Below are 26,830 nucleotides of genomic sequence, written 5' to 3'. Positions count from 1 at the left end.
TCCGGGCTTGGAACACAAAATCGATAACAAGGCAAGGAAAAATCATGGCAGAGGAAGAAAAGACCGTTCTGCTCACGCAAGAGGCTTATGACAAGCTTCAAAAGGAGCTGGCCTACCGTCAGGGCGATTATCGCGACGAGATCACCCAGCGCATCGCGACGGCCCGCGCCGAAGGCGACTTGAGCGAGAACGGCGGCTATCAGGCCGCGCGTGAGGAGCAGGGCAAGAACGAGGGGCGCATCAACGAGCTCATCGTCAAATTGCGCAACACGAAGATTCTGAAGGCGCCGCCGGCTGGGTCGGTGGGCAACGGTTCGCTGGTCACCGTGGAGCTTGCGGGCAAGGAAATGAAGTATGTGCTCGGTTCCCGTGACATCGCCGTGGCGACCGATTACGATGTCATCAGCCCGGAATCGCCCATCGGTGCGGCCATCATGGGCACCAAGAAGGGCGACGAGGTCTCCTACAAGGCCCCCAACGGCCGTGAGATCACCGTGAAGATCAAAGACTCCGAGCCGATGCAATAAGGCCATTCGCCGTCTTGCTCGGCATGCCCTGTTTTGAGGGCAATGTGAAAAGGTCCGGAATCGCCATGTCGTGGTTCCGGGCCTTTTCGCATGCTGTCATGCGTTGTCGAAACAGAGCGGGCGATCGGCTTATGGATGCGCTTGCCAGAGATTGATGATGACGATATAGATGGCGACCATGTGGCAGGCGTAACCGGCCACCGTGCCCAGATGGAAGATCTCATGGAAACCGAATACTCTCGGCCAAGGATCCGGCTTGCGCAGCGCATAGACGACGGCACCGGCGATATAGCTGGCACCGCCGGCTGCCAGAAGAACGACCACCGCCGGCCCCGCGTAAGGCGAGAACCAGAACAGGTCAAGGAACGTCACCCCGGAGACGCCGAAGACGATGTAGACGGCGGTGTAGAGCCAACGGGGCGCGTTGATCCAGATGACGTGGATGAGCAATGCCACCAGCGTGCAGGTCCACATCCCGCCGATGACCCCGTTGCGCCAGTTGGGGGTCAGCGCGAACGACACGGGCGTATAGGTGCCGGCGATCAGCAGGAAGATGTTCATATGGTCGATGCGACGCAGCAGGTCCGTGGTTTTCGGCGACCAGTCGCCGAGATGGTAGGTCGCTGAATTGGTGAACAGAAACGTCGAGCAGATCATGAAGACGGCACACGCCCATTTCAGGGCCGCTCCTCGCGCCAGACAGATGAGCACGATTCCGGCGGACAGCGCCAATGGTGCCGTCACGGCATGGATCCAGCCGCGCAGCAGGGGTTTCGGACGCCCGTGCACGTCGAGACGGACTTTGCGGCCGGGCATGGGTGGCGGGGTGATGCCCAATGCTTGCGCGGCCTTCACCTCTCCTCGGGCGATGACGATTGCCGCCCGTTCGTCGGCTTTGCTGCGGATGATTTCGGCTTTGCAGCGTGCTTCGGCACGGATGGCCTTGGCTTTGGTTTCCATTGTCTGGCGTTGTACCTGGGTGATGCCGGTTTCGATGGTTTTGTGGTCTTCGGCCGATCGGACGATTGGAGAGGAACTTGTGACTGAAGTGTGTTGAGGCTTTGCGTTTGCCGGAGAAGCGGCGGCATCGCTATTCAAGACAGGATGATGCTGATTGATGGCGATGGTGCCGTCAATTGCTTGTTTGGCGGACTTGTCGGACATGGTCCCTCCAGAGTCTCAGATTTCTCTACGCCGCTGATACGTTTGCAGAACCGTGAAAAAATATCGGTCTACGCAAACGTAACTTACGCTATCGTAACCTGCGCTGGTGACATGTTGCTTTCAGCTGTGTGATGGCAAAGCAACGGGCTCATAGTATCATTGAATCATGGCTGATTTTGATGAGATTCTTGCCGCGCAGTCCGATTTCGACGCCGGTGACCGTGAATGGCTTCATTTGTTGGTGGCGGACTGGCAGGTTATCGCCGACCTGAGTTTTGCGGACCTGCTTCTGGTGGTGCGATGTGACGATGGTCGATACATCGTCGCCGAGCAATGCCGTCCCTCCACGGTGATGACGATGCGTAGTGATGACGCCGTCGGCAATGAGGTCTCCGAAAACTTCGTTGCCGAAATCGAGACGGCGATGAACATCGATGGTGTTCTGCATACCACGACGTTGCATCAGGTCGGGAAATCAAGTGTCTGCAACGTCTATGCGCCGGTACGTTGCGGCAACAAGACGCTTGGTGTGGTGGTGCGGGAGACCAATATGTCGACCCGGGAATCCAATGGCCGCTACGAATCCGAAAGCATCAACGCCGGCAAGATGCTCTTCGAGATGATTCCCCGTGGGCAGTTCCCGTATCATGACGCGTTGATGAGCCAGCAGCACAATGCCAGGGTTTCGGACGGGTTCATCATCCTCGACCCCAACGGCATCGTGAAGTATGCCGCTCCCAATGCCATCAGCTGCTTCCGCAGGCTGGGCGACGTCACCGCGATGGAAGGGCACTACTTAAGCGAAATCGGGACGCAACTGCTCCATCCCAAAGACCCGGTCCCCGAGACTCTTCCGCTGGTACTGAGCGGCAAGGCGGCCGCCGACTGCGAACTCGATGCCAACAATTCCATGGTCTCCATGCATTCGCTGCCGCTATACAACGAGACAGGCCGTGCCGGCGCCATCGTGTTGTGCCGCGATGTCACGGAATTGCGTCGCCGCGAACAGGAACTGCAGACCAAAGACGCCACCATCTCCGAAATCCACCACAGGGTCAAGAACAATCTGCAGACCGTGTCCGCATTGCTCCGCCTGCAGGCGAGAAAGACGAAATCGCAGGAGGTGAAAACCGAGCTCAAGGAGGCGCAGCGGCGCATCCAGACCATCGCCACCGTGCATGAAGGCCTGAGCCAGACCGTCGACGAGGTCGTTGACTACGACGCCGTGATTTCCAATCTCTTGAAGATGAGCGTCGACCTGGCCACGATGGACGATCAGCACATCCACATCCGTTACATCGGCAAGTTCGGCATGATGCCGGCGCAGGACGCCACGCCGCTTTCCCTGGTGCTGACCGAACTGATCACCAACGCGGTGGAGCACGGTTTCGAAGGCCGCAAGGAAGGCAACATCACCATTTCCGTGGGTCGTAGCGGCAATCACCTCAACGTGGTGGTCGAAGACGACGGTTCGGGGCTCGCGGCCGAGGAAGACAACGGCATGGCCCGAACCTCGGGTTCCGGGCTCGGCACGCAGATCATCAACACCTTCGTGACCAACGACTTCAACGGCACCGTGCGTTGGGGCGAGCGTCAGGGGGGAGGCACCAGGGTCATTCTCGACATCAACCTGCGTGCGGCTCAGGAAATCGACGAATTGGAGTGAGCACGGGCATCCGCTCTATCTGGTGTCGCCTGACTTCCCGATGATCGGCGAATCCGTCCACAGTGCTGCGGTTCGCCGAGCACCCATATAAGAATTCCCTTCCGGCTGAAGATAAACCGGAAGGGAATTGCTGTTAATGAAGGTGATCCCATCATGAATTGCGTGTATCGGCAACGCGCACAACGTGACGGGTGGTATTCATCAGACCTGCATCTGCATGTTCTGGCTGCGACGGGCTCGCATGGCGCGGCGTTTCAAGGCGCGACGCTCATCCTCGCTCAGGCCTCCCCAGACGCCATAGTCCTGATTGGTGTCGAGTGCACACTTCAGGCACGCGTCGATGACCTTGCAGGTACGGCAGATGGCCTTGGCCTCTTCGATTTGCTGATAGGCTGCGCCCGTGTTGCCGACGGGGAAGAAAAGCTCGGGATCCTTGTCGCGGCATGCCGCTTTGGCTCGCCAATCAAAAGCATTACTCATAGAAGCAAACGACCTTCCTATTTGTCCTCGACTGCATTCCATACCTTAGATAACCACGAAAATCACATTTTTTCAAGGGTTTTCGCCAGAAAATATCGTGAATTTTCTTTGCGTCATGAATGTGTCTATTTTCTCGGTGGATTTGATGACACATCACACGTCGGATTCCAATATTGCGGCCCTGGCCATCCAGCCATTCCATGGTGCGGTTATTGCGAAATCGCACCGGCCAAAGTCCCCACTGTCCCAGGTGCGTGCGAACCGGAGGAAAGCTGTTCGAACAATTCGAGATTCTTCGTATCGTCCAGCAGGACCGTGGAGCCTACACCCCGCACGTAGTGGTTGGGGTCGGTCCAATAGACCGAGCCGGAGATTCCCTGTTTGCCGGTGGCCGCCTTGAACGCCGTGGCCATCTTCAGGAGCGTAAGCGGATTGGTCTTCTTGTCAACTTCGATGGAGGAGAGGGCGGCTTTGGCCACTTTCTGCGCCTTGGCCGGGCTTTTCATGGTGTCGCCGGACGAGGTTTTGCTCATAATCGCGCCGATGACCTGACGTTGCCGCTCTGCGCGGCCGAAATCGCCCTTGGAATCGGAATAGCGCATGCGGGAGAAAGCCAGTGCCGTGGCACCGTCCGCAGTGTGGCAGCCTGCCTGCCAGTTGAGCCCGGAACGCCAGTCGTTGACTGTGCGCTCGTAGCAGAGGTTGATTCCTCCCAGGGCGTCAACCACCTTGGTCAGACCGTTGAACTTGATTTCGGCGACATGGTCGATTTTCTGTCCGGTGATGTCTTCGACCTCACCGGTGAGCGTCTTCTTGCTCTGTGTCTCGGCCACGGCATTGATTTTCATGCTGGTGCCGTCGACCTTGACCAGTGAATCACGCGGAATCGAAACCAGCGAGGCGCTGCCATGCGTTGGCTTGGTGAGTACGAGTATGGTGTCGGTGCGGAAACCCGGTGTGTCATCGGCGCTTCCGCCCACTCCCGTTTCGTCGCGCTCATCGGAGCCGAGCACCAGCCACGAGGTGCCGTTGGTATCGGCCTTGGCGGTCAGCCAGTCGCCTTTGTCGAGCTGTGAATCGGCCCAATTGAAGCAGCCGAAGAGCGCCAAAATGATAATGAGCAGGATAACCAGCACAACGGTGGGTATCCAATGGTGTTTTTTATGAGGCTTGGCCATTGCGGCATTAAAGACTGAAGGCTGTGCGCGGGTCGGTCGTTGCATCGCTATTGCGGCATCGCCGTATCCGCGCCCGGAATCGAGTGCAGCCGAAGAACGCGCCGGAGAAGCGAGGCGTGAGGAGCCGGTACTTTGACGAGGTGCCCGTGTCTGGGACTGGGCCGGCCGGGCCTGTTCCGGGACTGATTGGCGGGAGGCTGTCCTTTTCCGTGGCTTGATAGGGGAGAAGGCGGGGGGAGTCTGTGGGGTGGAGGGGACGGGGACACGTCCGGTGTCCGGACGCTTGCGAACGCCGGACGGTATGAAGCTGGGCGGGTTGCCCTGAGCGTCGTATCCACCTGACTGCTTGACCATAAACCCTCCCGAAAGCTAAAAGCAGTTACTACTTTTACTCGCGAGAGGGTGGTAAGAGGGCAGTGTTCGCTTACTTCTGCGCAGGAACCGCACATACGGTTGCGTTGAGGTACTGGTTGGCGACACCCATGTACTGGCCGGTGACCGGATCGCGTATCATCCCGTTCTTCTTGTCGACGCTTCCGCCGGTGACGGGATCGATGAGCCTGCCGTCGGAGGTCGTGATCAGACCGGTCGTAGGATCCAGCGTGCCTTGCTGCGTCTGGGTTTGGGTGCCATTGGAACTTTGGCCCTGGCTCGTCGCGCCTTGATTCTGGTTCGTCGCGCCTTGGCTCTCAGCCTGGCCGGATGTGCCGTGTGAGGGCGTGTCGGACTGGACCAGCGGCTTGTATTCGCGCAGCGTTCTCCAGGTCTCGTCGGCATTGCTCGCCCAAACGACGCGGTTTTTCGGGTCGCTGGGTGCAGGAACGACCGAAATGGTGCGTGCATAGAGATGATCTGGCTTCATATTGTGCAGGCTCAGAGCAAGCCCTGCCAAGGTGGTGGCGTTGGAAAGGCCGCTTGAGATGCTCAGCGATTTCAGCGCCTCATTGGCCAGACGATAAAGCTGGGCACTGTTGGTCAGCAGGTTTTTCGACAACGCCTCGGTCAGCAGCTCCTTGACCAGATACTGCTGGCGGGCGGTACGCATGATATCGCTGCCGTCGGTGCCGATGCCGTGGCGCATGCGGGCGTATTCGGTGGCCTGCGTTCCGTCGAGATGCTGAAGGCCTTGCTTGAGCTCAAGACCGGTGAAAGAGTCTTTTACATCGGTCGGCAGGCAGACGTTGACCCCGCCGATGGCGTTGATCATGCCTTGCAGACCTTGGAAATCGACGACGATGAAATGCTCAAGCTTCAGCCCGGTGAGCGCGTTGACCGCGTTCATGGTGCAGCTTGCGGCACTCGCCAGATCGCCGCCCACGTTCCAACCGGCCGCGAAGATGGAGTTGAACATCACGTTATGGCGTGCGGGAACCGTGCCTTTGCTGGTCTGGCAGCTCGGTGCGTTGACCAAGGAATCGCGGGGGATGGAGACCAGATTGATGTAGGAGCGGTCGGCGCTGATCTGCACCACCATCGAGGTGTCGGCGTTGTGCTCGCCTTTTTCATCGGTGCCGCCGAGAGTGGCATTGTCGCCGCCATCGCGTGTATCCTGCCCCAAAACAAGGAATTCGATGGGTTTGCCCGCATTCGGGTCGACCAGTTTCTCCTCTTTGCCGTGTGGCTGGATAATGGGCTTGATCGGCGTGGGGGCGTTCGCCAGAGTGTAGGCGCCCACACCCACTGCGGTGGATACGAATACGACAACGGCCACCAAAGTCATGATGATGGCGCTACGCAACCGGTGGCGAATGATATAGGCGGTACCGTGCATGGGTTTGGGGGAGTGCCACCCGCCGAGGTTGGGTATCTTGAGGTCTTTGATACGGTGTGAAGCCATATCTCGCCTTTCTGTTTACCGTCCGGCCGAAGTCTCAAAGCCGTCACGGGACTGCCATTCATTATTCCTAGAGGGCATTGTATGCCTAGAGGTTGAATTTTTTCTGAAAATCTGGTCTACGAGCCGCATTGCGCATGAATATCGAGTATACCCAGCATCATGTATCAGCATGAATTCTTTCATACTGATTTTCCGGCACGGTAGCGAGGCCTTCGTCTACACTGGTGAGCATGAGTTCCAACGGCAGTGTCGATATACAGCGAATTGTGGCCGAGGTTATCGGCTCCAGACCCCGAGTCAAGGGGCAGAGCGTCGACCGAAGCGTCGCCGCGATTGTCACCGTTGAACACGATGTACGGTTTTTCCCCACGACCCTGCGTGCCTTGATGGCCCAGAAGGTCTTGCCCCGCACCATCGTCATCGCCGATTGCACGGGCGGCACCGCACAGCCGATGCGTACCGGCTTCACTGTCTCCGCCTTGCCCGAACTTGGCCATGGGGCCGCGCAGCGCTTGATTCCCGAACCTCCCGAACGCGTCGATGTCCAGCTGGTGCGTGCCGCCGGGGCTCGTTCCTTTTCCGACGCCATCGGCAAGGCCTTTCGTTATGCCAGCCTCCCCGCTTCCGTCCGCGCGCTGTGGCTTTTGCATGACGATTCCAGACCGGTGGGCGATGGATGCCTGGAGGCTTTGGTCGAGGCTTGGCACAACACGCCCACGGTTTCGTTGATCGGTGCCAAACAGCTTGATTGGACCGGTTCCGCGCTTCACAATGTCGGCAGCTACGCCGGCAGGCATCATCTGGAAAGCCTCGTGGTCGATGGCGAACCCGATCAGGAACAATATGACGGGCGTGCCGATGTGTTCGCAGTCTCCCTGGCGGGTGCCCTGCTTCCCCTGCAGACGAAGAAAGAGACCGGGGAGATCAATCCCTGGTTTACGACCTTCGCCGAAGGTGCCGATTTCTCGCGCCGTATATGTGAGAGCGGGGGGCGTGTCATCGTGGTGCCGCAGGCCCATATCGCACACCGTCGCGCACGTTTCGAAGGTATCCGTACGCGGGCCGGTGGCCCCATCGACGAAGAGAATCCGGCCGATGCGACATCCGCCGTCCTCGATGCCGCCCAAAAATACTATTACACCGATATCCGCACACTGTTCTGGCCGCTGTTGTGGGTGTTCAATCTGTTTCGTGCCCTGTGGTATGCCACAGGCGCTCTTCTGGCCAAAAACCCATGGCGGTCGTGGTACATATTATGCCTGCCGTGGCGTATGCTCGCGCAGTTGCCGCAGATGATTCATGCTCGTCATCAGCAGAACGCGCGTCATGGGGCATCCGCAGCCGCGCTGGACTTGCTATGCGCCGATCGCCGGCAGATCGAGGAATGGCGCAAACGCAGCCGTGCCCTCGACAGTCAGCAGCACACGCAGCTTCTTTCTCCTCTTGCCAAAGGCCATCTGCGTATGCGTGCGATACGGCGTTTCGGTTTTGCGGCCTTTATGGCTGTTGTGGCTGTGGTGACGGTCATCGTTGTTGAATGGGACGTGTTCCGTCAGGCATTGGGCGGCGCCAGCCTCTATTCGCCGTCATTGCTTGCAAGCGGGTCGAGTTTCTCGACATTGCTTTCGGCGGCCAGCACTCCGTGGGCTTTTGGCGTGGGCGTTGGCGTGCCGGCGCCGCCCGCTCCATGGTTGATGGTCTGGCTGGTGGCCTCTGTCATTACGATTGGTCATCCCGTCACCGCTATTTCATTGATGTTCTTTTTCGCTGCTCCTGCCATGGCACTGGCTTTCTGGGCATTGGCGGGCGTATTCACCCGTTCCGACTGGGTGCGGGTGGTCGTTGGCCTGCTGTGGGTGGCCTCGGCCTTTGCTTTGGGTGCGTTCGGCAGCGCGAATGTTCCATTGCTGATGGTGATGGTGTTCCTTCCGGCTGCTTTTGCGTTCACGTTCAAGGCCGTGGGGATGTACGGCACTGAGGATCTGGTGCATTCCCACGCGTCCGTGCAGGCTGCGGGTTGTGCGGCATTGTGTTTCGCGGTCACGGTTGCCTGTGAACCGCAGCTGATGTTTCCGCTGGTCATCTGCCTTGTTCTCTTCCTGGGTTTTGTCCGTTCGCACCGGCTGATGCTGTTGCTGATCCCGGTGCCGGGGTTGGTGCTTTTGCTTCCTACGCTGGTCAATAGCGTCCACTACGCAAGTGTGGGGGCTTGGCGGCAGCTGTTCGCTGATGTCCTCCAGCCTCTGCCGGATTCCGCGCCGGCATCGCTTTCTTTCGGGCAGGTCATCTCCCGCGCCTTTGCTCTTCCGCTTGGAGCCGATATGCGCGTGCAGCCGTTCAGCCAGCGCGGCTTTGAAGTTCTGGCGATCTTGGTGGCGTTGTGTGTCATCGTGGTAGTGGCCCTGGTCGCGTTGCTGCTGCCGTTCGCTCTTCGTGCCTCGAGGATGATGTGGTTCGTCGCGCTCACCGGTCTCGTGCTGGCCATGGTGGCCTCGAGAATCTGTGTGTCGGTCAAGGGCGGCGACGCCTTCTCCGCGTCTGTGCTTCCGGGAGTGGTGCTGACCCTTTTGGCATTGCTTTCCTGTGCCTGCATCGTTTCCGGCGGTGCCGTCAAGCGTTTCGTTCCTTTGAGGATTTCGGAAAGCGAACAGGATAAAGCGAATGTTGAATCCAACGGTGTCAAAGGCAGGGTCAAAGGCGTGGCCATTGCCTTCGGCCGTGCCCTGCTTGTCGTGGTACTGGCGCTTTCCGCCTGCCTGGCCGCGGCATTCGGCATGGTGTCGCGGGGCAATGAAGTAGCGGCCAGCGATGCCGGATTGCCGATGGTGGCCGTCGACTACCTGCACGACAAGGAGAGTCATCGCATACTGGCGCTTCGGGCCGTGGCCGACAACCACATCGATTTTTCTGTGATGCGTTCGCGGCGTGGCGACCTCGTCGACGTTTCGCCGGCATGGAACGCCAGTGTGGCCTCCGGCGCCAGCGATTTGTCGGTCGACCTGATTGCAAAGGCCAGCAGCGAATTGCTTTCCAACGGCAACGATGACGCCATCGAAGCCCTGACCAAACTCGGATTCGGCGGTATTTACGTTTCAGCCGATAAATCCGCTTCCGGCAAGGATGCCACGTTGCGTCTGATCAGCAACATCAATTCCAGCGACGGGGTCCAATCCGTGGTGAATGCAACGGCAGGGACCTATTATCGATTGACTAAGGTGGATGGCAGCAAACAAGGTGTGTCGATCAAGGGGCAAGGCACCGCGCAACACAGCGTTTGGAGGAAAACCTGGCTATGGTGCATGGGGCTGGTAATGCTCGTTTATGTTCTGGTGGCGATTCCCAGAACACACAGATATGGTTGGGAACAGGTATGAAGAGGACAAAGAACACTATGAATGATGATGTGAACGGCGGCAAGCCTCGTTCTTCCGCTCCTTCCCCTCGCCAACCTGTCGTCGCTCCGCCCGCCCCTCCGGCCGCCTCCGGGGTGTCCGCCGGTCCCGATTTTTCCGGCAATGCCGTCGATGCCCGGCAGATGCAGGGCCCGGCGGTCGGTTCGGAGGCGCTAAGCGCGGGTGTTCGACGCTCGCGGACGGCTTCTCACGTCGTACTGGCCATGGTCACCGTGGTGGTGCTGGTGGCTTTGATCATGGCCGTGGTGTTTGTGCCTTTGCCGGCATGGCTCGTCGATTCCGGACAGACGGATAACGTTGCCGGGGCGCAACAGGTCGATCAGACGGATCTGACCTATTATTGCCCATCCCGCATGGCGCTGTCAGACAATGGAAAATATGGCGACAGCGCCTTCCAATCCTCCGAAGGCAACGAGACCTCGTCGGCCCGGTATTCCGCTTTCGGCTCCGTCTATGAAGCGAGCGTCGGAGCGGTCACCGATGGCAGCGTTGCCGATAATAAGAAACTCACCGGGGACGACACGCTCGACAGCGCCACGGTCAAAACCTATTCCGGCACTGTCGATCAGGGCTCACAGGCATTCGAAACGCGTCTGTTGAAGGCAAAGTCCGGTACGGGTGCTGCGGCATCCGTGGCTTCCTGGGCCAGCGAAGGCGATCTGAAAGGTCTGGCTGCCTCCACTTGCGTTGTTCCGGCGCTCGAACAGGATTTCCTGCTCGGCCCCACCACCACCGGTGCCACGCAACAATTGTCCGTGGCCAATTTCTCTTCGAAAGCCACCTCGTTGCAGGTTCAGGTCTGGAGCACCGAACACGGTTCCGCCTTGCAGCTTTCCACCGGCAATGTCGTCAATGTTGGCGCCAATGGTGAGGCGACTTTGGAGTTGTCGGCGGCGGCATCCGGTGCTGAGGCGCTTTTCGTGAAAGTCAAAAGCAAAGAGACGCCGATCGCCGCGGTCGTACGCAGTGTGGAGCTCGATGGACTGGACGCCAAAGGCTCGGATTATGCGGTGCCGTTGAGCCCTGCTTGTGAGAAGGCTTATCTGCCCGGTGTCATCGGCGATGACGGGGTGAAGGTGTTCGCCCGTGCCGAGAAGGATACGGATTTGAACCTTTCCTGGGTCGATGCCCATGGAACGTCCCCGGCGCAGACGCAGCGCCTCGAAGCAGGCAAGGTCGTTCCGGTTGATCTGGGCAAGGCGCCAGATGGTGTAATCGGGCTCCAGGCAAGTGCTGCAAGTCCTGTCGAGGTCACGGCCAAAGTGACCCGACAGGCCGATTCGGGTACTGATTTCGCCTATGTCACACCGTCTCGGGCCTACGCCCAATCAGCGCTTGTGGTTCCCGACCATACCGATGGGACACTCATGCTGCTCAATACCTCAGAGCGCGAGACCAAGGCCACTTTGCGAGGCTATGACGCTTCCGGCAAGCCAGCCGGTGACAAGCAGGTCACCATTGCGGCCAAAGCCGGGGCAAGCATTGCGGCCAAGGATGTGGGTGACCACGCGGTGATGTTCACGTTGAAGGATGGCGGCGATGTGTCGATGGGCATGAGACTGACCCAATCCGATGTCACGGATGCCAAACTCGCGTCGGTCGCCTATCTTGGATCTTCGGGCCTCGAACCGCACAATATGAAAGTGTGGGTTGCCGACAACGCCGGAATCGTGCACTGAGATGAAATCGCGAGGTCCGGCCGTTACCTGACCGGCATTCTGCGATCATTGAAATGATGGATGCATGATGTGGCAAGCGGCGTGGCAAAGCAAACCCCGAACCTGTCAGGATGCAACTCTCACCAAGCGGTGCGCTGTTATAATTCGGTGCCGGTCCAGTCGGGATCGATTTCCTCGGGTCTGCGGCCGTAGAGATCGGCAATTCTGGAGACAAGGGCGTCACGGATGGCCCATTCGAGTTCGGTTTTGTCGCGGTGGTGCATCTGCATGGGCAGACGGTAGAGCACGATGCGTGCAGGGATGCCGTGGTTGGCCGCGAAACTCTGCGAGGTCGGGTTGCGTCTGGGTTCCCAGGGCGCGGGAGTGGACGGCGGCACATCCTCGACGGCGAACTGCAACGGGCGTACGAGTTCGGGCCATGCCGAGAGCAGACGTCGGATCTGGGAGGAGACCATATCGTCGAACATGCCGCAACGAGAGCGGTAGCGAGGCAGGCGTACGCCGAACATCGGGGTTCTCGCGCCGCGTCCGTGCCGATTTCGATAGACGTGGGTCTGCCAGGGTGGTCGCAACATGGTTTCATTCTATGGTGCGGTATAGGCATTGGTGGTCGTACCATAAGAAAATACCGAGTGGGTAACAGTCCACACGAACGAACGGAGCGATCGATGGCAGCAGGAGCGAATGCGGTGATAGGGCTGTGGCAGGACCACGACCTTTCCGGACTGGTGGACGGCGCAAAGGTGATCGCGTTCGATCTGGACAATACGCTGGCCCGTTCGAAGAAGCCGATGCATGCCGATATGGCCTCGCGCTTCTCGACGCTGACACGCCTCATCGATGTGGCGGTGATCACCGGCGGCCGATTCGAACTGGCCAAAAGCCAGGTGCTCGACGTGCTCGAACCGGATGCCTGCCGTTCACGCATCCATGTCATGCCGACCAGCGGCACGCGCTATTTCCGTTGGCAAAAAGGGCGATGGCAATGCGTCTATTCCAACGATCTTGATATGGCCGACCGTCGACGTGCCGTCGCGTCCATCGAGCGACACGCCCGTGAACAGGGAATCTGGTTGGAACACACCTGGGGCCCCCGTATCGAGGATCGTGGCAGCCAGATCACGTTTTCGGCATTGGGTCAGGAGGCGCCGGTGGAAGAGAAGGAACATTGGGACCCGGACAACAGCAAGAAAAACCGTCTTGCCGAGGCCGTCGGCGTCGATCTGCCCAATCTGGTGGTTCGCTCCGGAGGCTCGACCAGCATCGATATCTCCGAGCGTGGGGTGGACAAGGCCTATGCGGTACACAGGCTCTGCGATATCTTGGGTTGCTCGGTCGACCAGGTTGTTTTCATTGGCGACCGCATGGATCCGGACGGCAACGACTATCCCGCTGCCGTCATCGGTACGAAGCCGATTCTTGTGGCCGGTCCCCATGACACGCTTCAGGTCTGTGACCGTCTCACCGCCGCCTTGTCCTGATTCCCTTTTCACCAGGGAGAAGATGAGGTTTTGCTTTCTTGTCGCGGATTTCGATGTGCGGCATTCCCCTCTGCGTTCGTTCGGACGAACGGCCTGAGTACTGCGACACGCCCGGAATGTGGATAACCTGTAGCATCCGACCACAGTGGTCTGTTTTTCCTTGGCATCGTGGCTAAATGGGATAGCTTTAGGATATGGGAACCGCTGATTCAAGTTTGTTTGATGCCTTACGTGCTTGGTGCGTGGCCATCCGCGATGTGCTGCTGTCGAGGGGCTGTGCCGGATGCGATGCGCCGGACGAGGTGATTTGCCCTGCTTGCGAGACTCTGTTCCGGCACGCCTATTCAAAGGCTTTGCCGGGGGAAGTCGGACGATGCTATGGGTGTTCCTGGTATCGGGGAGCTGTTCGGCATGCGATTCTCAACTGGAAAGATCACGGTGATGAGGAATGCGACCGTGCTTTCGCTTTGTTGCTGGCTGATTTGACGACAACAGTGGTGGCGCGGCAAGGCGCCGGCGTCCGAAGCCGTGCCCTGACGCTGGTTCCGGCGCCTTCGTCGCCTTCTTCGATGCATCGGCGCGGGCGATGGCAGACACTGCCGCTTACCAGGTTGATGGCTCGAAGTCTCAATGAGGACGGACTTTCGGTTGGTGTCAAACCGGTGTTGAAGCTCGAAGGCGTGCATGGCAAATCCGTACAGGCGTCAGGGGCTGCGTCGCGTTCGCGAAGGATTGATGGTCATGTGCGCGTTACCGAGAACCTGGGAGGCGACGATTCGTTGTTTGTTGTCGTCGATGACATCGTTACGACAGGTGCCACCATGGGCCAGTGCCTATCGGCGTTGAGGTCGGCAGGAGCCGGGGAAGTCATCGGGCTTGCGTTGGCTTGTACGCCGAACCGGTCTGCATGACGAGATTTCCTCAGATATTGCTCTTGGCTCTCCTCTGGGTACTGGCTTAAGGGCTGATCGGACGTCTGGAATAGTGCCTTATCCGCTGGCTGTCTCTGCTAATCGGCACGGGCCACAGCCATCTCGTCCCAGCGTGTGGTGGCTCGCGGAGAGAGCATTTCGCGCCTCATCGTCCAAACGGCACCCGTGTCCTCGTCACCGCGTCCTTTTCCGCGTATGCCGCCATAGCCGATGCCGACGCGGGCCGCGCCGAATTTCCTGTTGGCTTCATCGATTACGCCTCCTAGATTGTGGTCGTCACATCTGGCCTCGAATCCTTGCAAGGTGGTGAAGTCTTTGGCGTCCTGCAGGCCGAGCAGCAGTACGCCTGCACGGATATAGCGGGCATGGGGGTCGGCTCTGGCGTGCATGGCCTCGCATGCGGCCTTGGAAATGACCAGCGGATCGTCGCTGGGGTCTCGCAGAGTGGTCGTCGCATGAAACGACTGATAACTGTTTTCCGGGCCGAACGGGCTGGTGGCGCAGAAAACGGAAACATGTGAACACAGGCTTGACTGACGGCGCAGCCTGCGACATGCCTTCTGTGCATAGACGCTCAGTGCCTGGTTCATTTGGGCCATGTCGGTGAGTGGCTTCGAAAACATGCGTGAACACAGTATTTCGGACTTGCGTTTGCCGTCGTTGGCGCTGGCGTCGCCGGCTATACAGGGAATGCCGTTCAGCTCCAATACGGTGCGTTCCAAGGTGATCGAGAAACGGTGCCTGATGGACACCGGATCCTGTCTTTGCAGGTCGAGCGCGGTGATGATGCCCAAAGCCTGCAGCTTGCGTGTAAGTCGCCTGCCGACGCCCCATATATCACTGACCGGTATGGAGGCGAGGGCGGCAGCGCCGTAGCGTGCTTCGATGTCGCTGAATAGGCTCACCCCGCCACTCGAAGGATGCCTCTTGGCCCAGTGGTTCGCGACTTTGGCCAATGTCTTGGTCGGTGCGATGCCGACGCTTACCGGTATGCCGACTCCTTGCAATACGGCTTTGCGCATGGCTGTAGAGATTTGGACGGTCTGTAGGGCGTTCGTTGAGGGGGAGAGGAAGCATTCGTCGATGGAATAGATTTCCTGGCCCGGCATGAACCGGCTCATCACCGACATCATCCGTGCCGACAGGCTTGCGTACAGCTCGTAGTTCGAGCTGCGGGCCACCACGCCGGCCTGTTGCGCCTCTTCGCGGATAGTGAACCACGGTGTACCCTCCTTGATGCCCAGTTGTTTCGCCTCCGCGCTGCGGGCCACCACACATCCGTCGTTGTTGGAAAGCACAACGACCGGTTTGTTGGCCAGTCTCGGGTCGAAAACGCGCTCGCAGGAAGCGAAGAAACTGTTGGCGTCGGCCAGCACTTGAAGCGACTCGCTCATAGCGTTCTGCTAATCGTCGCCGCGTTGGGGAAAGGATAGATGGTGGCGCCGCCCGACCGCTCCTGACTGCGTGAGGCGAGTCCGGTGGCTCCGTTTGCTCTCTCGACGGTATCGGAGCCGTATGTGGAGGCATTGGACATGCCGGGACGGGTGACGCCCGGTAGCGTGGAGCCGAACCGACTGGAACGGCTTTGGGCGTGGAAGTTGCCGATGACCACGCCCCATATCACCAGTTCCTCGGCGTTTTGAGGCGAGAAATCAGGATAGCGGGGATTCTCCGGATGCAGGATCGGAATCGTGCCGCGTATGAGAAGGCGTTTGACGGTCAGCTCGTCATCGAGCACGGCCACCACCACATCGTCGACCTGTGGATCAAGCGAGCGGTCGACCACCAGAAGATCGCCGTCCCAGATGCCGGCGCCCTCCATGGAATCGCCGGCGACGGTGATGATGAACGTGGTGTCGGGATTGCGGATGATATGTTCGTCGAAGCTGAAATCGCCTGCGAAATAGTCTTGTGCAACCGATGGAAATCCCGCGTGTACGGCTTCGAGTGCGATGGGAACGGGCGTCGGTGCGAGCGTCGAGCGGAAAACCCGGGTGACTCTGCAATCCTGCCTTGAATCGTCGTATGCCCGTTTGTATGATGCTGTCGCCATTATCGTACACCTCCCAGTAATCGAACGTTTGTTCGAATATTATTGTGTCAAAAGGCAGGGACAATAAAACAGAACATATGTTCGATTATTTGAGGACAATCTGCAAAGATGCAGGAAAATGACGCCAGTCGGATAGGATCTTCGCTCAAAGGTCCTTCAACAGGCAATCGCCGAAACCGTCAGCGCCCTGTTTTCCCCGTCGGTTCGTCGGCGACGATATGGAATTTCGGCAACGTGATTTCAAAATCCGTGCCGCGGTTGTCATCGACGACCTTGACGCTGCCGCCGTGCAGCTGTGCGGCCCAGCGGGCGATGGACAGGCCAAGGCCGGTGCCGCCGGATTCCGTGCCCGGACCTGACTTGCCTTTGACGAAACGGCGGAAGATGTCCGCCCGTGCCTCCGGGGGAATCTGCGAGCCGAAATTGACGACGTTGGTGACGATGTTGCCGTGCGCCTTGTCGTCATGGGCTTCGATGAGGACGGTGGTGCTGTCGGGCGAATGCTTGAAGGCGTTGGAGATGATATTGGTGAAGAGCTGTCGCAGCCTGTCCTGGTCACCTTCGATCTCGATGGAATCCGGCACGTGGACGTCGACGTCGTGGGCGTGGCCGGCATCGGCGATTTCCAGCGGTTCCAGCGTCTCGTCGATGAAGTCCGCGAAATTGAACTGCTCGATGTTGAGGCTTGCCGCCCCGGCCTCCATGCGTGAGAGGTCCAAGAGGAAGGCGATGAGGTCGGAAAGCCGGTGGGTCTGGTTCAGGATCCCTTCGAGATTGGCGGGGGTGGGCTCCACCACGCCGTCGGCGAGGTTCTCGAGCATCGCCTGCAGGGCTGAGACCGGGGTCCGCAATTCGTGGGAGACGTTGGCGATCATGTCGCGACGCATCTGGTCGGCGTGCTGCAGTTCCTCTGCCATCTCGTTGAACGAACGGGCAAGCTGCCCCACCTCGTCGTTGCTTTGGTCGTTGACGCGCACGCGTACCGTATAGTCGCCCTCGCTCATCGCCTTTGCGGCATCTCGCATCTGACGCAAGGGGGAGGTGAGCCCGCGCGAGAAGAAATAGGTGATGCCGAGCGCCACCACAAGCGTCAGCGGCATGGCGATCCAGCCGCTCAATCCTACTTTCAGCAGGAACCACGCCATGACGAACGCGATGGCGGTGGCGACGACGATGATGATGCTCAGTTCCACTTTCAGTGATGAGAAGAACCCTATCGGACGGTCGTTGTCCAATATTTTTTTGCCGGGCTGATGGGTGTGATTGTTCATCGGTGTAGTCACTGTGTTCTTTCGGAATTGAGGGGAACGAAAAAACAGCCCCGTAGGGCTGTCGGTTTTTTTATTGTCATTGCGCGGCTGGCGTCGAGACGCCGCCGTCCTCTGGAGGCTCGAAAGCATAGCCGACGCCATGGGCGGTGCGGATCAGATCGCTGCCGAGCTTGTGGCGAAGAGCCTTGACGTGCGAGTCAACGGTGCGTGTGCCGGAGGCGTCGGGCCAATCCCATACCTCTTCCAAGAGCTTCTCGCGCTTGAATACGGACTTCGGTTTGCGTGCAAGCGTGGCGAGCAGGTCGAATTCCGTAGGCGTCAGGTGCACCTGCTTGCCGTTCTGGGTGACGATGCGTTGGCGCGGATCGATGACAAGCGTTCCGAAATCCAGCACCTTTTCGTTCTCGTTGTTCTTGGCGATCAGAGTGGCGCGTTCGACGCGACGCAGCAGCGCCTCGCAGCGTGCGATGAGTTCGCGTGGGGAGAACGGTTTGGTCATGTAGTCATCGGCGCCGGCGGAAAGACCCATGACCTTATCGGCTTCGGAATCGCGGGCCGTGAGCATGAGCACCGGCACAGGACGTTCGGCGATGATGCGTTTGGTGGCTTCGATGCCGTCCATAACCGGCAGCATGATATCCATAATGACCAAATCCGGCTTGATCTGGCTTGCGGCTCGAACGGCGCTCGCTCCGTCTCCTGCCACGCGTGCGGTCCAACCGTTTGCTGTGATGCGCTGTGCGATTGCCGTGGCGAGATCGGGCTCGTCCTCGACCACCAAAATGGTACGTGGTGTCTTCTGATGCGCCGAAGTGTTGAGCATGTGTCCTCCGCCTTTCAAAAACATTGCTACAAATAAATCATTATAGGTATTGGCGCACCCAATTGGCCGTTACATGTGGTTCTCGCCAGTTCGTAGTAAGTTTTATCATTTCGCAGTAAAGTAAACGTCCGTGGCGCGTGAAAAACTGATATACATTGCGTTTAAGGTTTTTCGGAGGTTCCATGGATTACAAAGTTGGGGATGTCGTCGTTTATCCACGTCATGGCGCGGCGAAGGTGACAAACTTCGAGAGTCGAACGGTAAAAGGTGTCACGCGCGATTATCTGCAGCTTTCGGTGCTTTCCAGCGATGGTCTGGTCATCGAGGTGCCGGTTGAGAATGCCAAGAAGGTGGGCATCCGCAATATCGTCGACGGCAAGGAGGTCGCGAAGGTCTTCGAGATCCTGCGCACGCCGATCGTCGACAACGAGAAGATGAATTGGTCACGACGTTACAAACTGAACGTCGAGAAGATCGCCACCGGCGAGGTCAACAAGATCGCCGAGGTTGTGCGCGATCTGGCCCAGCGCGACGTCGACGAGCACGGGCTTTCCGCAGGCGAGAAACGCATGCTGACCCGGGCCCGCAATATTCTCACTTCAGAGATCGCGCTTTCCGAGCATATCGACGAGGATGAGGCCCAGCACCTGCTCGACGTCAATCTCGGATATGCCGAGCCGACGCCAGAGGATGCCAAGCATCATTCCCAGACTCCTGAGGAACCGGCGAGCCAGACGTTGGCAAGGATCGAAGCCGAGAACCGGGACGCCAAGAAGGGCAAGAAAAAGAAGTAGTGGTTTCGACGGCTTTGCTTGCCGAATGCTTTGAAAGAGCTTGAGTCGTTTTTGTTGAGGGCTGTCCCATGGTATCGGGATAGCCCTCAACTGTATCTTGCCAGCACTGGCCTAAAGCCGGCTTTGGTCGGATTCGGCTTTTAGCGGCGGCGCAACGCCTCCACGCCTTTGGCGACGATCCAGAACAGTGTGGAAATGGTGACGATGACGAAACTCGGGGGAGTAGGGAACATGGCCGAGATGGCCAGCCCGCCCCAAATCGAGATCAGACATAGCACACTGGAAAGCATCATCGAACGCAGTGGTGTGCTGGTCAGTATGTTCGCCGTGGCGGCGGGGGTGACGACCAACGCGAAAATGAGCAGAGTGCCCACGGCCGGCACCGCGATGGTGATGACGCCGGCCATGATGGCCATGAACAGTATGTTCATCACACCGATCGGCACGCCCTTGGCCTGTGCCACCTGTTCGTCCAAAGAGCTGAATAGCAGCGGGCGATAGACCACGGCCATCACCGCCAGCAGCAGAATGTCGAATATCGCGAATCCCAGGACCTGGCCGTCGGTGATGGTCAGTATCGAGCCGAACAATATCGCCTGCATCTGCTGCGCGGCCGAGCTCGACATGCGGGAAAAGAAAAGTCCCAGTCCGGTGGCGAAAGCGAGCACGGTGCCGGTCGCGATCTCGCGCTGAGAGGCCTTCTTGCCCAGCGCCCCGATGGTCAGCGCCCCGCCAAGTGCGAAGACGCCGAGTCCGAGCGAGACCGGCAGGCCGAGCAAGACGGCTCCTGTAGCCCCCGGAAGCCCGATATGCGCCAAAGCGTGTGCGGCGAAGGTAGAGTGACGGGCGATGGTGAAATAGCCCATCACCCCGGCCGCCAGCGCGATGCACAGGCCGGCGATGAAGGCGTTGTGCATGAACGGCATCGAAAGTGTTTCCAACCATTCGTGGTTGAACCGAAATTGAATGTGGTTCATAGTCTCGTCTCCCGCGTTCCGTTTTCTTTATCGGTGCCTGTTTGTGCTGCGTTCTGTCGTGATATGCGGGAAGCCGCCTGTTCGAAGAATCGCGGCTTCTCGTTGCCGGTTGTGTGACCGTGGCGGTTCTCCGTGCCCGCAATGGAAGGGTTCTGCGTGTGATGGCGGTGAAAACTCGCCACTTCGTCCGGCTTGTGGATATCCGGCGTGACGTCCTCCGGTTCGTCTTTATCTGGGGTGACGAACATATCGCCTTGCGGGGTGGTGACCACCTGGACTTTTGTGCCGTAGAGATGGGTCAGCAGGTTGGCATCCAGAACCTCGTTCATTTTCGCGTAGTGCGGGTGGCCGTCCAACAGATAGACCGCGCCGTCAAGGATCGGCAGCAGCATGTTGAGGTCGTGGGCCACCACCTGAATGGTCATGCCCATTTCATGGTTGAGACGAGCCAGCACATGCACCGTCTCGCGTTGGGCTGCCAGATCGAGATTGGCAAGCGGCTCGTCGAGCATCAGCAGTTTCGGGCCGCTCACCAGTGCCTGTGCGATGGCGACGCGTTGGCGCAGCCCTCCCGACAGTTCGGAAAGCCGATAATGGCGTTTGTCGTCTACGCCGGTGAAGGACATGGCTTCGCGCGCCCGTGCCCGTTGCGCCCGCGTGATGGGGTGGATGCCGAAACGTGAGCCGGTGAGTCCGAGCAGCACTGACTGTTCGGCGGTGAGATTCGATTCGATGTCACCGGCATAGTTTTGCGGTACGTAGCCGATCAGGTGGTTGGTCGTTCCTGCCGGTCCGCCGAGCACGGTCAGGTTGCCGCTGAACAGTGGCAGCAGGCCGAGCTCGGCTTTCATCATCGTGGTCTTGCCGGCGCCGTTCGTTCCGACGATGGCGGTGATCGAGCCTGAAGGAATCGAGAAATTGCCATGCTGCCAAAGGATTCTTTCGCCGCGTTTGATGCCGGCGTCGCGGAAGACCAGCGCCGGTCTTCCGTCTTCGGCCTTGACTTTCTGAAGGCTTCCGGGTTTCGTCTGTATGCTCATCTTCTCTACCTTTCGACGGTAGCCAGTTGGAACACGACGTAAGCGTGTAAGCATTGATGGTTCAATAATATAATTGAAATTGAGAATCATTCTCAAATAGAAGTGAATTGTTCGTTCGGCGAAAGCGGAAATGGTCCGAAGACCATCGGTGACGGACGGTTGTCTCGATAACAACCTTCGTGGCCGTAAACCTGTATCGCCGGGTTCCGGCCACGTGTATGCGTGTCCAATCGATTGGTCTGCCTGTCATCGCGCCCATGAAGCCTGCCTATTTGCCGGGGTCGGTCTGCCCTGCATTCGAAGGTGCCGAACCGTTGCCCGGGGCGGCTGGCGTCTGCTGATCGGAATTCGTGGCGTTGCCGGACTGTCCGGCTTGCGAGGGTTGCCCGGATTGCGAGGGCTGTCCGGAGTCGTTGTCGTCGCTGCCTGTGTTGCCGGGGCTCACCTTCTCGTGGCCGGCTTCGCTGTCTTTGAAATCGGTCATGGCCTTGTCGATGTTTTTCGTCAGTGCCGTGATCCAGCCGGTGAGCGTGGTCTGGTTTTCGGGCATCTGTTCGCTGACGTCGACGACGGGCACCTCGGTGCGTCCGGCCGTTCCGGTCAAGAGATTCGTGGTATTGCTCGCTTCTTGCGTGTTGTTGATGAGCAGATTGACGTCTCGTCCTGAAATCAGATGCTGGAACTTCTGCAGGTCGCTTGGTGCCGGTTCACCCTCGCTTCCGACGGCTTGTGTGTAGCCCTTTGGGGTCTTGTCGGTGAAACCGAGATCGTCCATAAGATAGTAGGCGACGGGTTCCGTGGCGCCATAGGTGGCATCCTTGTGCTTTTGTGAGAACGCCTTCATGGTTCCTTCGAGCTTGGTCTCGCTCGCTTTCCATGTCTTCAAACGGGCCTGGAACCGTTTGGCTTTTGCGGGCCGCGCCTTGGCGAAGGCGTCCTCGAGTTCGGTCGCCATGGCCGTGCGGGCGTCTTTGGAGAACCAGAGGTGCGGGTTGTCCCCAGTGCTTGCCCCGACCGCTGTGGCCGCCGAAACGCTGGTGGTGCCTTTGGCGACGGACTTGCTGGCCCAGTTGTCGTATCCTGCACCGTTGACGACCACAATCTCGGCACCTTGCAGTTTTGCCATGTCGGTGGTCTGTGGCTCGAAATCATGCGCGTCCACGGAGACGGTGTTGACGATTGAGGTCACCTTGACATCGGATCCGCCGATTTCTCTGGCCAGCGAACCCCATTGGTTGATGGAGGCCACTACGCTGATCGGTCCGCTCGCCTGTTTGGGGCTGTTGCTGCTGTGCGGTTGGGAGTCATTGCCGCCGCCGCAGGCCGCCAGGCCGAGAGCCAGGCAGAGCGAGCCCAGCAGGGCCGTAGCCTTGGTCCGCCATCCGAATCGTTTCATACTGACCCCCTAGTCGATACCTGTTTGCTGTTTGGTTTACAGTGTTTTCTCTTCAGTATAGTGATAAGACAATATACTGAAAATGAGAATCATTCTCAAGTAGCGAATGCAGATGTTCCGTGACCTCAACGTATTCTGATTTCGACAATCTTGACGCGAACGTCGTCCATCCGGGTCTCGCCGCTTGCTGCAGTGTGCGTGTGTGAATCATCGGTTATAAACGGTTATAAACAAAGGATATGGCGTCGATGATGGACACACCTGCGTTTGCGGGCCGGTTACACTTTACAATCAATAACTATGATGTCCGGTCTGCAGCACGGCTGGACGGAATGTCGAAATAATCTACTTGTATGAAGGAACCAGCATGACGGACGAGGAACGGACTCCTCTCAAATTGGACGGGAAGGCTGCGGCCGCGGCCATCAAGCAGGATCTGAGCGAGCGCGTGAAACGGCTCAAAGCCCAAGGTGTCCAACCGGGTTTGGGCACCATCCTTGTCGGCAACGACGTCGGTTCACGCAAATACGTGGCGGGCAAGCACAAGGATTGCGCCGAGGTCGGCATCGCCTCCATCGCGGTCGATCTGCCTGACACGGCCGGAGAGCAGGAGATCATCGACGCTGTCGAACGGCTCAACGCCGACCCGAAATGCACCGGCTACATCGTGCAGTTGCCGCTGCCCAAAGGCATCGATTCCAACAAGGTCATCGGCCATGTCGATCCGGCCAAGGACGCCGACGGCATGCATCCGGTCAATCTGGGTGAGCTCGTCACGCATATCGGCGGAGGAAACCCTGCGCCGCAGCCGTGTACGCCGCGCGGCATCATCGTGTTGTTGAAGCATTACGGTATCGATCTGAACGGGAAAGACATCTGCGTCATCGGTCGCGGCATCACCGTCGGGCGCACCGTCGGTCTGATGCTCACGGCAAAAGACGTGAATGCGACCGTGACGCTTTGCCACACGGGCACCACGGATATCCAAGAGCATCTGCGTCGTGCCGATGTCATCGTCGCCGCCGTCGGCCGCGCCGGATTCGTGCATCCCGAGGATGTCAAGCCGGGGGCGGTGCTCGTCGACGTCGGCGTCTCCCGCGTCTACGACGAGCAAGCCGGCCGCTATCGTGTGCGAGGCGATATCGACAAAGCCTGTTACGCCCTGAGCTCCGCCTATACTCCGAACCCTGGAGGGGTGGGGCCGATGACCCGTGCGATGCTGTTGGCCAACGTCGTGGAAATGGCCGAGCGGAAACTGAATTGAGCAGTTGGTGACACGCCCGGATTGTTCAGAATGCTTTGACTAGGCCGACTAGTAATCTTGTGTCTTGCGTGGCCGTAAGGTCACCAATATAACTTAATACGGTAATTATCCATCCATCTAGTAACAAAGAAACCACGTTTAATGGCAGAGAACAATAACGAGGTCACCAAGGTCGCGATCAACGATATCGGCACCGAAGAGGACTTCATCAAGGCAGTCGATTCCACCATCAAGAATTTCGATGATGGTGATTTGGTTCAGGGCACGGTCGTCAAGATCGATCACGACGAAGTGCTGCTCGACATCGGCTACAAGACCGAGGGTGTGATTCCCTCCCGCGAACTTTCCATCAAGAAGGACGTCCATCCGGATGACGTCGTTGAGCTCGGCGATACCGTCGAAGCCCTCGTCGTCACCAAGGAAGACAAAGAAGGACGTCTTATTCTGTCCAAGAAGCGTGCCCAGTATGAGCGCGCTTGGGGTGATATCGAGAAGATCAAGAGCGATGACGGCGTTGTCGAAGGCACCGTTATCGAGGCTGTCAAGGGCGGCCTGATCGTCGACATCGGTCTGCGTGGCTTCCTGCCGGCGTCGTTGGTCGAGATGCGTCGCGTCCGCGACCTTTCGCCTTACATCGGCCAGAAGATCAAGGCCAAGATCCTCGAGCTCGACAAGAACCGCAACAACGTGGTCCTTTCCCGTCGCCAGTATCTCGAAGAGACCCAGTCCGAGGTTCGCGAGACCTTCCTGGCTCAGCTCAAGAAGGGCCAGATCCGCGAAGGCACCGTTTCCTCCATCGTCAACTTCGGCGCATTCGTCGATCTCGGCGGGGTGGACGGCCTCATCCACGTTTCCGAGCTCTCCTGGAAGCATATCGACCATCCGTCCGAGGTCGTCAAGGTCGGCGACAAGGTCACCGTCGAGGTGCTCGATGTCGATATGGACCGCGAGCGTATCTCGCTGTCCCTCAAGGCGACTCAGGAAGATCCGTGGCAGCGCTTCGCACGCACCCACGTTCCCGGACAGATCGTCAAGGGCAAGGTCACCAAGATCGTGCAGTTCGGTGTGTTCGTTTCCGTCGAAGACGGCATCGAGGGCCTGGTCCACATTTCCGAGCTCGCCAACCGTCACGTCGACAACCCGGAGACCGTCGTCAAGCAGGGCGAAGAGATCTTCGTCAAGGTCATCGACGTCGACCTCGATCGTCGCCGTATCTCCCTGTCCTTGAAGCAGGCCAACGATTCTGTCGATCCGTCCAGCGAGGACTTCGATCCGGCACTCTACGGCATGCCTGCCGATTACGACGAGGAAGGCAACTACAAGTACCCCGAAGGCTTCGACCCGGAGACCAACGAGTGGATTGCTGGCTACGAGAAGCAGCGTGAGGAGTGGGAGAACCAGTATGCGACCGCCCACGATTTGTGGGAGCAGCATAAGGTGTTCGTTGCCAAGGAAATCGACAACGCCGAGGAATCCGCAGCTGAAGACGGCCAAGGCGCTCGTGCCGAGAAGGCAACCGAAGAATCCACCAAGTATTCTTCGCAGAACGAATCCGAAGGCACCCTTGCCGGTTCCGACAAGCTGGCGGCTCTTCGTGAGGAGCTTCTCAAGGAAAAGAAGTGAAATCGCCATCGGTGACTTCACGTTGATTTCGTAAGAATTGGTCGGTGCAAGCTTCATTGCTTGCGCCGGCCTTTTCTTAATCGTTACATACGGTGATCCTGCCTCTAACCCTAGTCTAAATGGCTCATTCACTAGGGTTAGAGGCAGGTGCGGTGAATTCTGCCTCTAACCCTTGCGTAACTGTTTGGTTTGCTAGGGTTAGAGGCAGAATAAGTGTGTGGGCGGACCCGGGCGATGCGCGCATGGTGAGAACTCTTCTTTATCCTGGGTTTGTAGCTTGCCGGTGTGATTGAGCTGCAAATCCTTTATCTAGGTGCATGTACATGATGGGTTTGTAGCTTTTCGCCGAAGAGATATGTCTGGAAAGGGCAGCTGGATGAGAATTGGATTGACAGGGGGCATCGCGGCCGGTAAAAGCACCGTCGCTGCTCATTTGCAGGAACTTGGGGCTTATCTTATCGATTACGACCAGCTGGCTCGTCAGGTGGTGGAACCCGGCAGCGAGGGGATTCGTCGGATTGCCGAGGAATTCGGGCAACAGGCGATACGCTCTGACGGCTCGTTGAATCGGCAGTGGGTGGCGGAACATGTTTTTTCGCCGCAGGCCGCGCCGGATGCGAAGCAGAGGCTTGACGATATCGAGCATCCGTTGATTTATCGCCGGGCGCAGGAGCTGGAACAAGGGATTGCGGGGAAATCCGAGACGAATACGGATGTGCACGGTAATGACGGCATCGGCGAGTGTGAAGATTTCCGTAACTCCAGAAATCCTGATAGCGCCGGGAACGTGGACGAGAGCCATACTGTTTCTGGGAAAAAGCCTTTCCCGAATCCGGTCATTGTCCACGACGTGCCGTTGCTGGCAGAGGTCATCGACACCATACCGTTCACATTCGATCACATCCTTACTGTCGAAGCGCCTGAAGAAACGCGCATCCGGCGGATGATGGCTACGCGTGCAATGAGCCGGGAGCAGGCGGTGGGAAGAATACGCCACCAATCGAGTCGCGCGCAGCGTGAGGCCATCGCCGACGTGGTCATCGACTCGACACAGACAATCGAACAAATGTTCGAGCGTCTTGATATGCTGTTCGCACAATGGCAGTAAATGATGCCGGAATGCTTCTATGGTAAATATGGTTCGGCCCGCAAAGCTGATGCCGTATCTGCCAGGAGCCCGGTCATGCGCTTTCGCATGCGATTGGTGCCTGTGTTGGATGGGCTTGACGGTC

Annotated in this window: 22 protein-coding genes; 10 read left to right on the top strand and 12 right to left on the bottom strand. The window is 58.5% G+C overall.

Annotated features, from left to right (window positions below; genetic code table 11):
• Positions 1-44: 44 nt before the first annotated feature.
• On the top strand, positions 45-527 hold the full coding sequence (greA, locus tag OZX64_RS05810) for a transcription elongation factor GreA (RefSeq protein ID WP_277157159.1): 483 nt from the start codon (positions 45-47) through the stop codon (positions 525-527).
• Between the two features lie 129 nt (positions 528-656).
• On the opposite strand, the gene OZX64_RS05805 is transcribed toward greA, so the two are convergent.
• On the bottom strand, positions 657-1,691 hold the full coding sequence (locus tag OZX64_RS05805; protein WP_277171988.1) for a hemolysin III family protein: 1,035 nt from the start codon (positions 1,689-1,691) through the stop codon (positions 657-659).
• 166 nt (positions 1,692-1,857) lie between these two features.
• On the opposite strand from OZX64_RS05805, the gene OZX64_RS05800 reads away from it, so the two are divergent.
• The gene (locus OZX64_RS05800) at positions 1,858-3,357 is read left to right on the top strand and encodes a PAS domain-containing sensor histidine kinase (RefSeq protein ID WP_277157160.1); all 1,500 of its coding nucleotides are present in this window, start codon (positions 1,858-1,860) and stop codon (positions 3,355-3,357) included.
• A gap of 201 nt (positions 3,358-3,558) precedes the next feature.
• On the opposite strand, the gene OZX64_RS05795 is transcribed toward OZX64_RS05800, so the two are convergent.
• The 3 genes from OZX64_RS05795 to OZX64_RS05785 form a co-directional block, all read right to left on the bottom strand.
• On the bottom strand, positions 3,559-3,837 hold the full coding sequence (locus OZX64_RS05795) for a WhiB family transcriptional regulator (RefSeq protein WP_277144447.1): 279 nt from the start codon (positions 3,835-3,837) through the stop codon (positions 3,559-3,561).
• Positions 3,838-4,046: 209 nt separating this feature from the next.
• Complete coding sequence (locus OZX64_RS05790) at positions 4,047-5,369, bottom strand: LCP family protein (RefSeq protein WP_277171987.1); 1,323 nt, start codon at positions 5,367-5,369, stop codon at positions 4,047-4,049.
• 70 nt (positions 5,370-5,439) lie between these two features.
• Positions 5,440-6,852: an LCP family protein gene (locus OZX64_RS05785; RefSeq protein WP_277171985.1), complete on the bottom strand. Its 1,413-nt coding sequence runs from the start codon at positions 6,850-6,852 to the stop codon at positions 5,440-5,442.
• 230 nt (positions 6,853-7,082) lie between these two features.
• On the opposite strand from OZX64_RS05785, the gene OZX64_RS05780 reads away from it, so the two are divergent.
• Together OZX64_RS05780 and OZX64_RS05775 are read left to right on the top strand one after the other, a co-directional pair.
• Entirely contained in the window at positions 7,083-10,226 is a 3,144-nt protein-coding gene (locus OZX64_RS05780) for a glycosyltransferase family 2 protein (RefSeq protein WP_277171983.1), read from the top strand.
• Positions 10,227-10,243: 17 nt separating this feature from the next.
• The gene (locus tag OZX64_RS05775; RefSeq protein ID WP_277171981.1) at positions 10,244-11,944 is read left to right on the top strand and encodes a DUF5719 family protein; all 1,701 of its coding nucleotides are present in this window, start codon (positions 10,244-10,246) and stop codon (positions 11,942-11,944) included.
• A 137-nt stretch (positions 11,945-12,081) separates the two neighbouring features.
• On the opposite strand, the gene OZX64_RS05770 is transcribed toward OZX64_RS05775, so the two are convergent.
• Complete coding sequence (locus tag OZX64_RS05770) at positions 12,082-12,519, bottom strand: metallopeptidase family protein (protein ID WP_277157167.1); 438 nt, start codon at positions 12,517-12,519, stop codon at positions 12,082-12,084.
• A gap of 93 nt (positions 12,520-12,612) precedes the next feature.
• On the opposite strand from OZX64_RS05770, the gene OZX64_RS05765 reads away from it, so the two are divergent.
• Entirely contained in the window at positions 12,613-13,425 is an 813-nt protein-coding gene (locus OZX64_RS05765; protein WP_277171979.1) for an HAD-IIB family hydrolase, read from the top strand.
• 194 nt (positions 13,426-13,619) lie between these two features.
• Entirely contained in the window at positions 13,620-14,336 is a 717-nt protein-coding gene (locus tag OZX64_RS05760; RefSeq protein ID WP_277171977.1) for a phosphoribosyltransferase family protein, read from the top strand.
• A gap of 98 nt (positions 14,337-14,434) precedes the next feature.
• Here the strand turns inward: OZX64_RS05760 and OZX64_RS05755 are convergent, their stop codons facing one another.
• The 4 genes from OZX64_RS05755 to OZX64_RS05740 all read right to left on the bottom strand — a co-directional run bounded on the left by OZX64_RS05755 (position 14,435) and on the right by OZX64_RS05740 (position 18,504).
• Positions 14,435-15,751, bottom strand: a complete 1,317-nt coding sequence (locus OZX64_RS05755; RefSeq protein WP_277171975.1) for a Y-family DNA polymerase — start codon at positions 15,749-15,751, stop codon at positions 14,435-14,437.
• Positions 15,748-16,410 (bottom strand): translesion error-prone DNA polymerase V autoproteolytic subunit, encoded by a 663-nt coding sequence (gene umuD / locus OZX64_RS05750; RefSeq protein ID WP_277171973.1) that lies wholly within the window; start codon positions 16,408-16,410, stop codon positions 15,748-15,750. Before umuD ends, OZX64_RS05755 begins: the two co-directional genes overlap by 4 nt.
• A gap of 179 nt (positions 16,411-16,589) precedes the next feature.
• Positions 16,590-17,681 (bottom strand): HAMP domain-containing sensor histidine kinase, encoded by a 1,092-nt coding sequence (locus tag OZX64_RS05745; RefSeq protein ID WP_277174992.1) that lies wholly within the window; start codon positions 17,679-17,681, stop codon positions 16,590-16,592.
• A gap of 76 nt (positions 17,682-17,757) precedes the next feature.
• A complete protein-coding gene (locus OZX64_RS05740) occupies positions 17,758-18,504 on the bottom strand; it encodes a response regulator transcription factor (RefSeq protein WP_277171971.1) in 747 nt (248 codons plus the stop codon).
• Positions 18,505-18,686: 182 nt separating this feature from the next.
• On the opposite strand from OZX64_RS05740, the gene OZX64_RS05735 reads away from it, so the two are divergent.
• Entirely contained in the window at positions 18,687-19,298 is a 612-nt protein-coding gene (locus OZX64_RS05735) for a CarD family transcriptional regulator (protein ID WP_277157173.1), read from the top strand.
• Between the two features lie 140 nt (positions 19,299-19,438).
• Here the strand turns inward: OZX64_RS05735 and OZX64_RS05730 are convergent, their stop codons facing one another.
• From OZX64_RS05730 to OZX64_RS05720, 3 genes are all read right to left on the bottom strand, one after another.
• Positions 19,439-20,275: a metal ABC transporter permease gene (locus tag OZX64_RS05730; RefSeq protein WP_277171969.1), complete on the bottom strand. Its 837-nt coding sequence runs from the start codon at positions 20,273-20,275 to the stop codon at positions 19,439-19,441.
• Complete coding sequence (locus OZX64_RS05725) at positions 20,272-21,315, bottom strand: ATP-binding cassette domain-containing protein (protein WP_277171967.1); 1,044 nt, start codon at positions 21,313-21,315, stop codon at positions 20,272-20,274. The genes OZX64_RS05730 and OZX64_RS05725 overlap by 4 nt, the downstream gene beginning before the upstream one ends.
• A 268-nt stretch (positions 21,316-21,583) precedes the next feature.
• Positions 21,584-22,711, bottom strand: a complete 1,128-nt coding sequence (locus tag OZX64_RS05720) for a zinc ABC transporter substrate-binding protein (protein ID WP_277171965.1) — start codon at positions 22,709-22,711, stop codon at positions 21,584-21,586.
• 367 nt (positions 22,712-23,078) lie between these two features.
• Here OZX64_RS05720 and OZX64_RS05715 point away from each other — a divergent pair, with 367 nt between their 5' ends.
• From OZX64_RS05715 to coaE, 3 genes are all read left to right on the top strand, one after another.
• Positions 23,079-23,975, top strand: coding sequence for a bifunctional methylenetetrahydrofolate dehydrogenase/methenyltetrahydrofolate cyclohydrolase (locus OZX64_RS05715; protein WP_277171963.1), 897 nt, complete (start codon positions 23,079-23,081; stop codon positions 23,973-23,975).
• Positions 23,976-24,116: 141 nt separating this feature from the next.
• Complete coding sequence (rpsA, locus tag OZX64_RS05710) at positions 24,117-25,598, top strand: 30S ribosomal protein S1 (protein ID WP_277157178.1); 1,482 nt, start codon at positions 24,117-24,119, stop codon at positions 25,596-25,598.
• A 355-nt stretch (positions 25,599-25,953) separates the two neighbouring features.
• A complete protein-coding gene (coaE, locus tag OZX64_RS05705; protein WP_348519422.1) occupies positions 25,954-26,706 on the top strand; it encodes a dephospho-CoA kinase in 753 nt (250 codons plus the stop codon).
• The last annotated feature ends 124 nt before the right edge of the window (positions 26,707-26,830 follow it).

Origin of the sequence: Bifidobacterium sp. ESL0704 (assembly GCF_029392075.1) — a bacterium.
Taxonomy (GTDB): Bacteria; Actinomycetota; Actinomycetes; order Actinomycetales; family Bifidobacteriaceae; genus Bifidobacterium.
The sequence above is the reverse complement of the archived record's forward strand: the minus strand, read 5'-3'. Positions and strand labels throughout refer to the sequence as shown.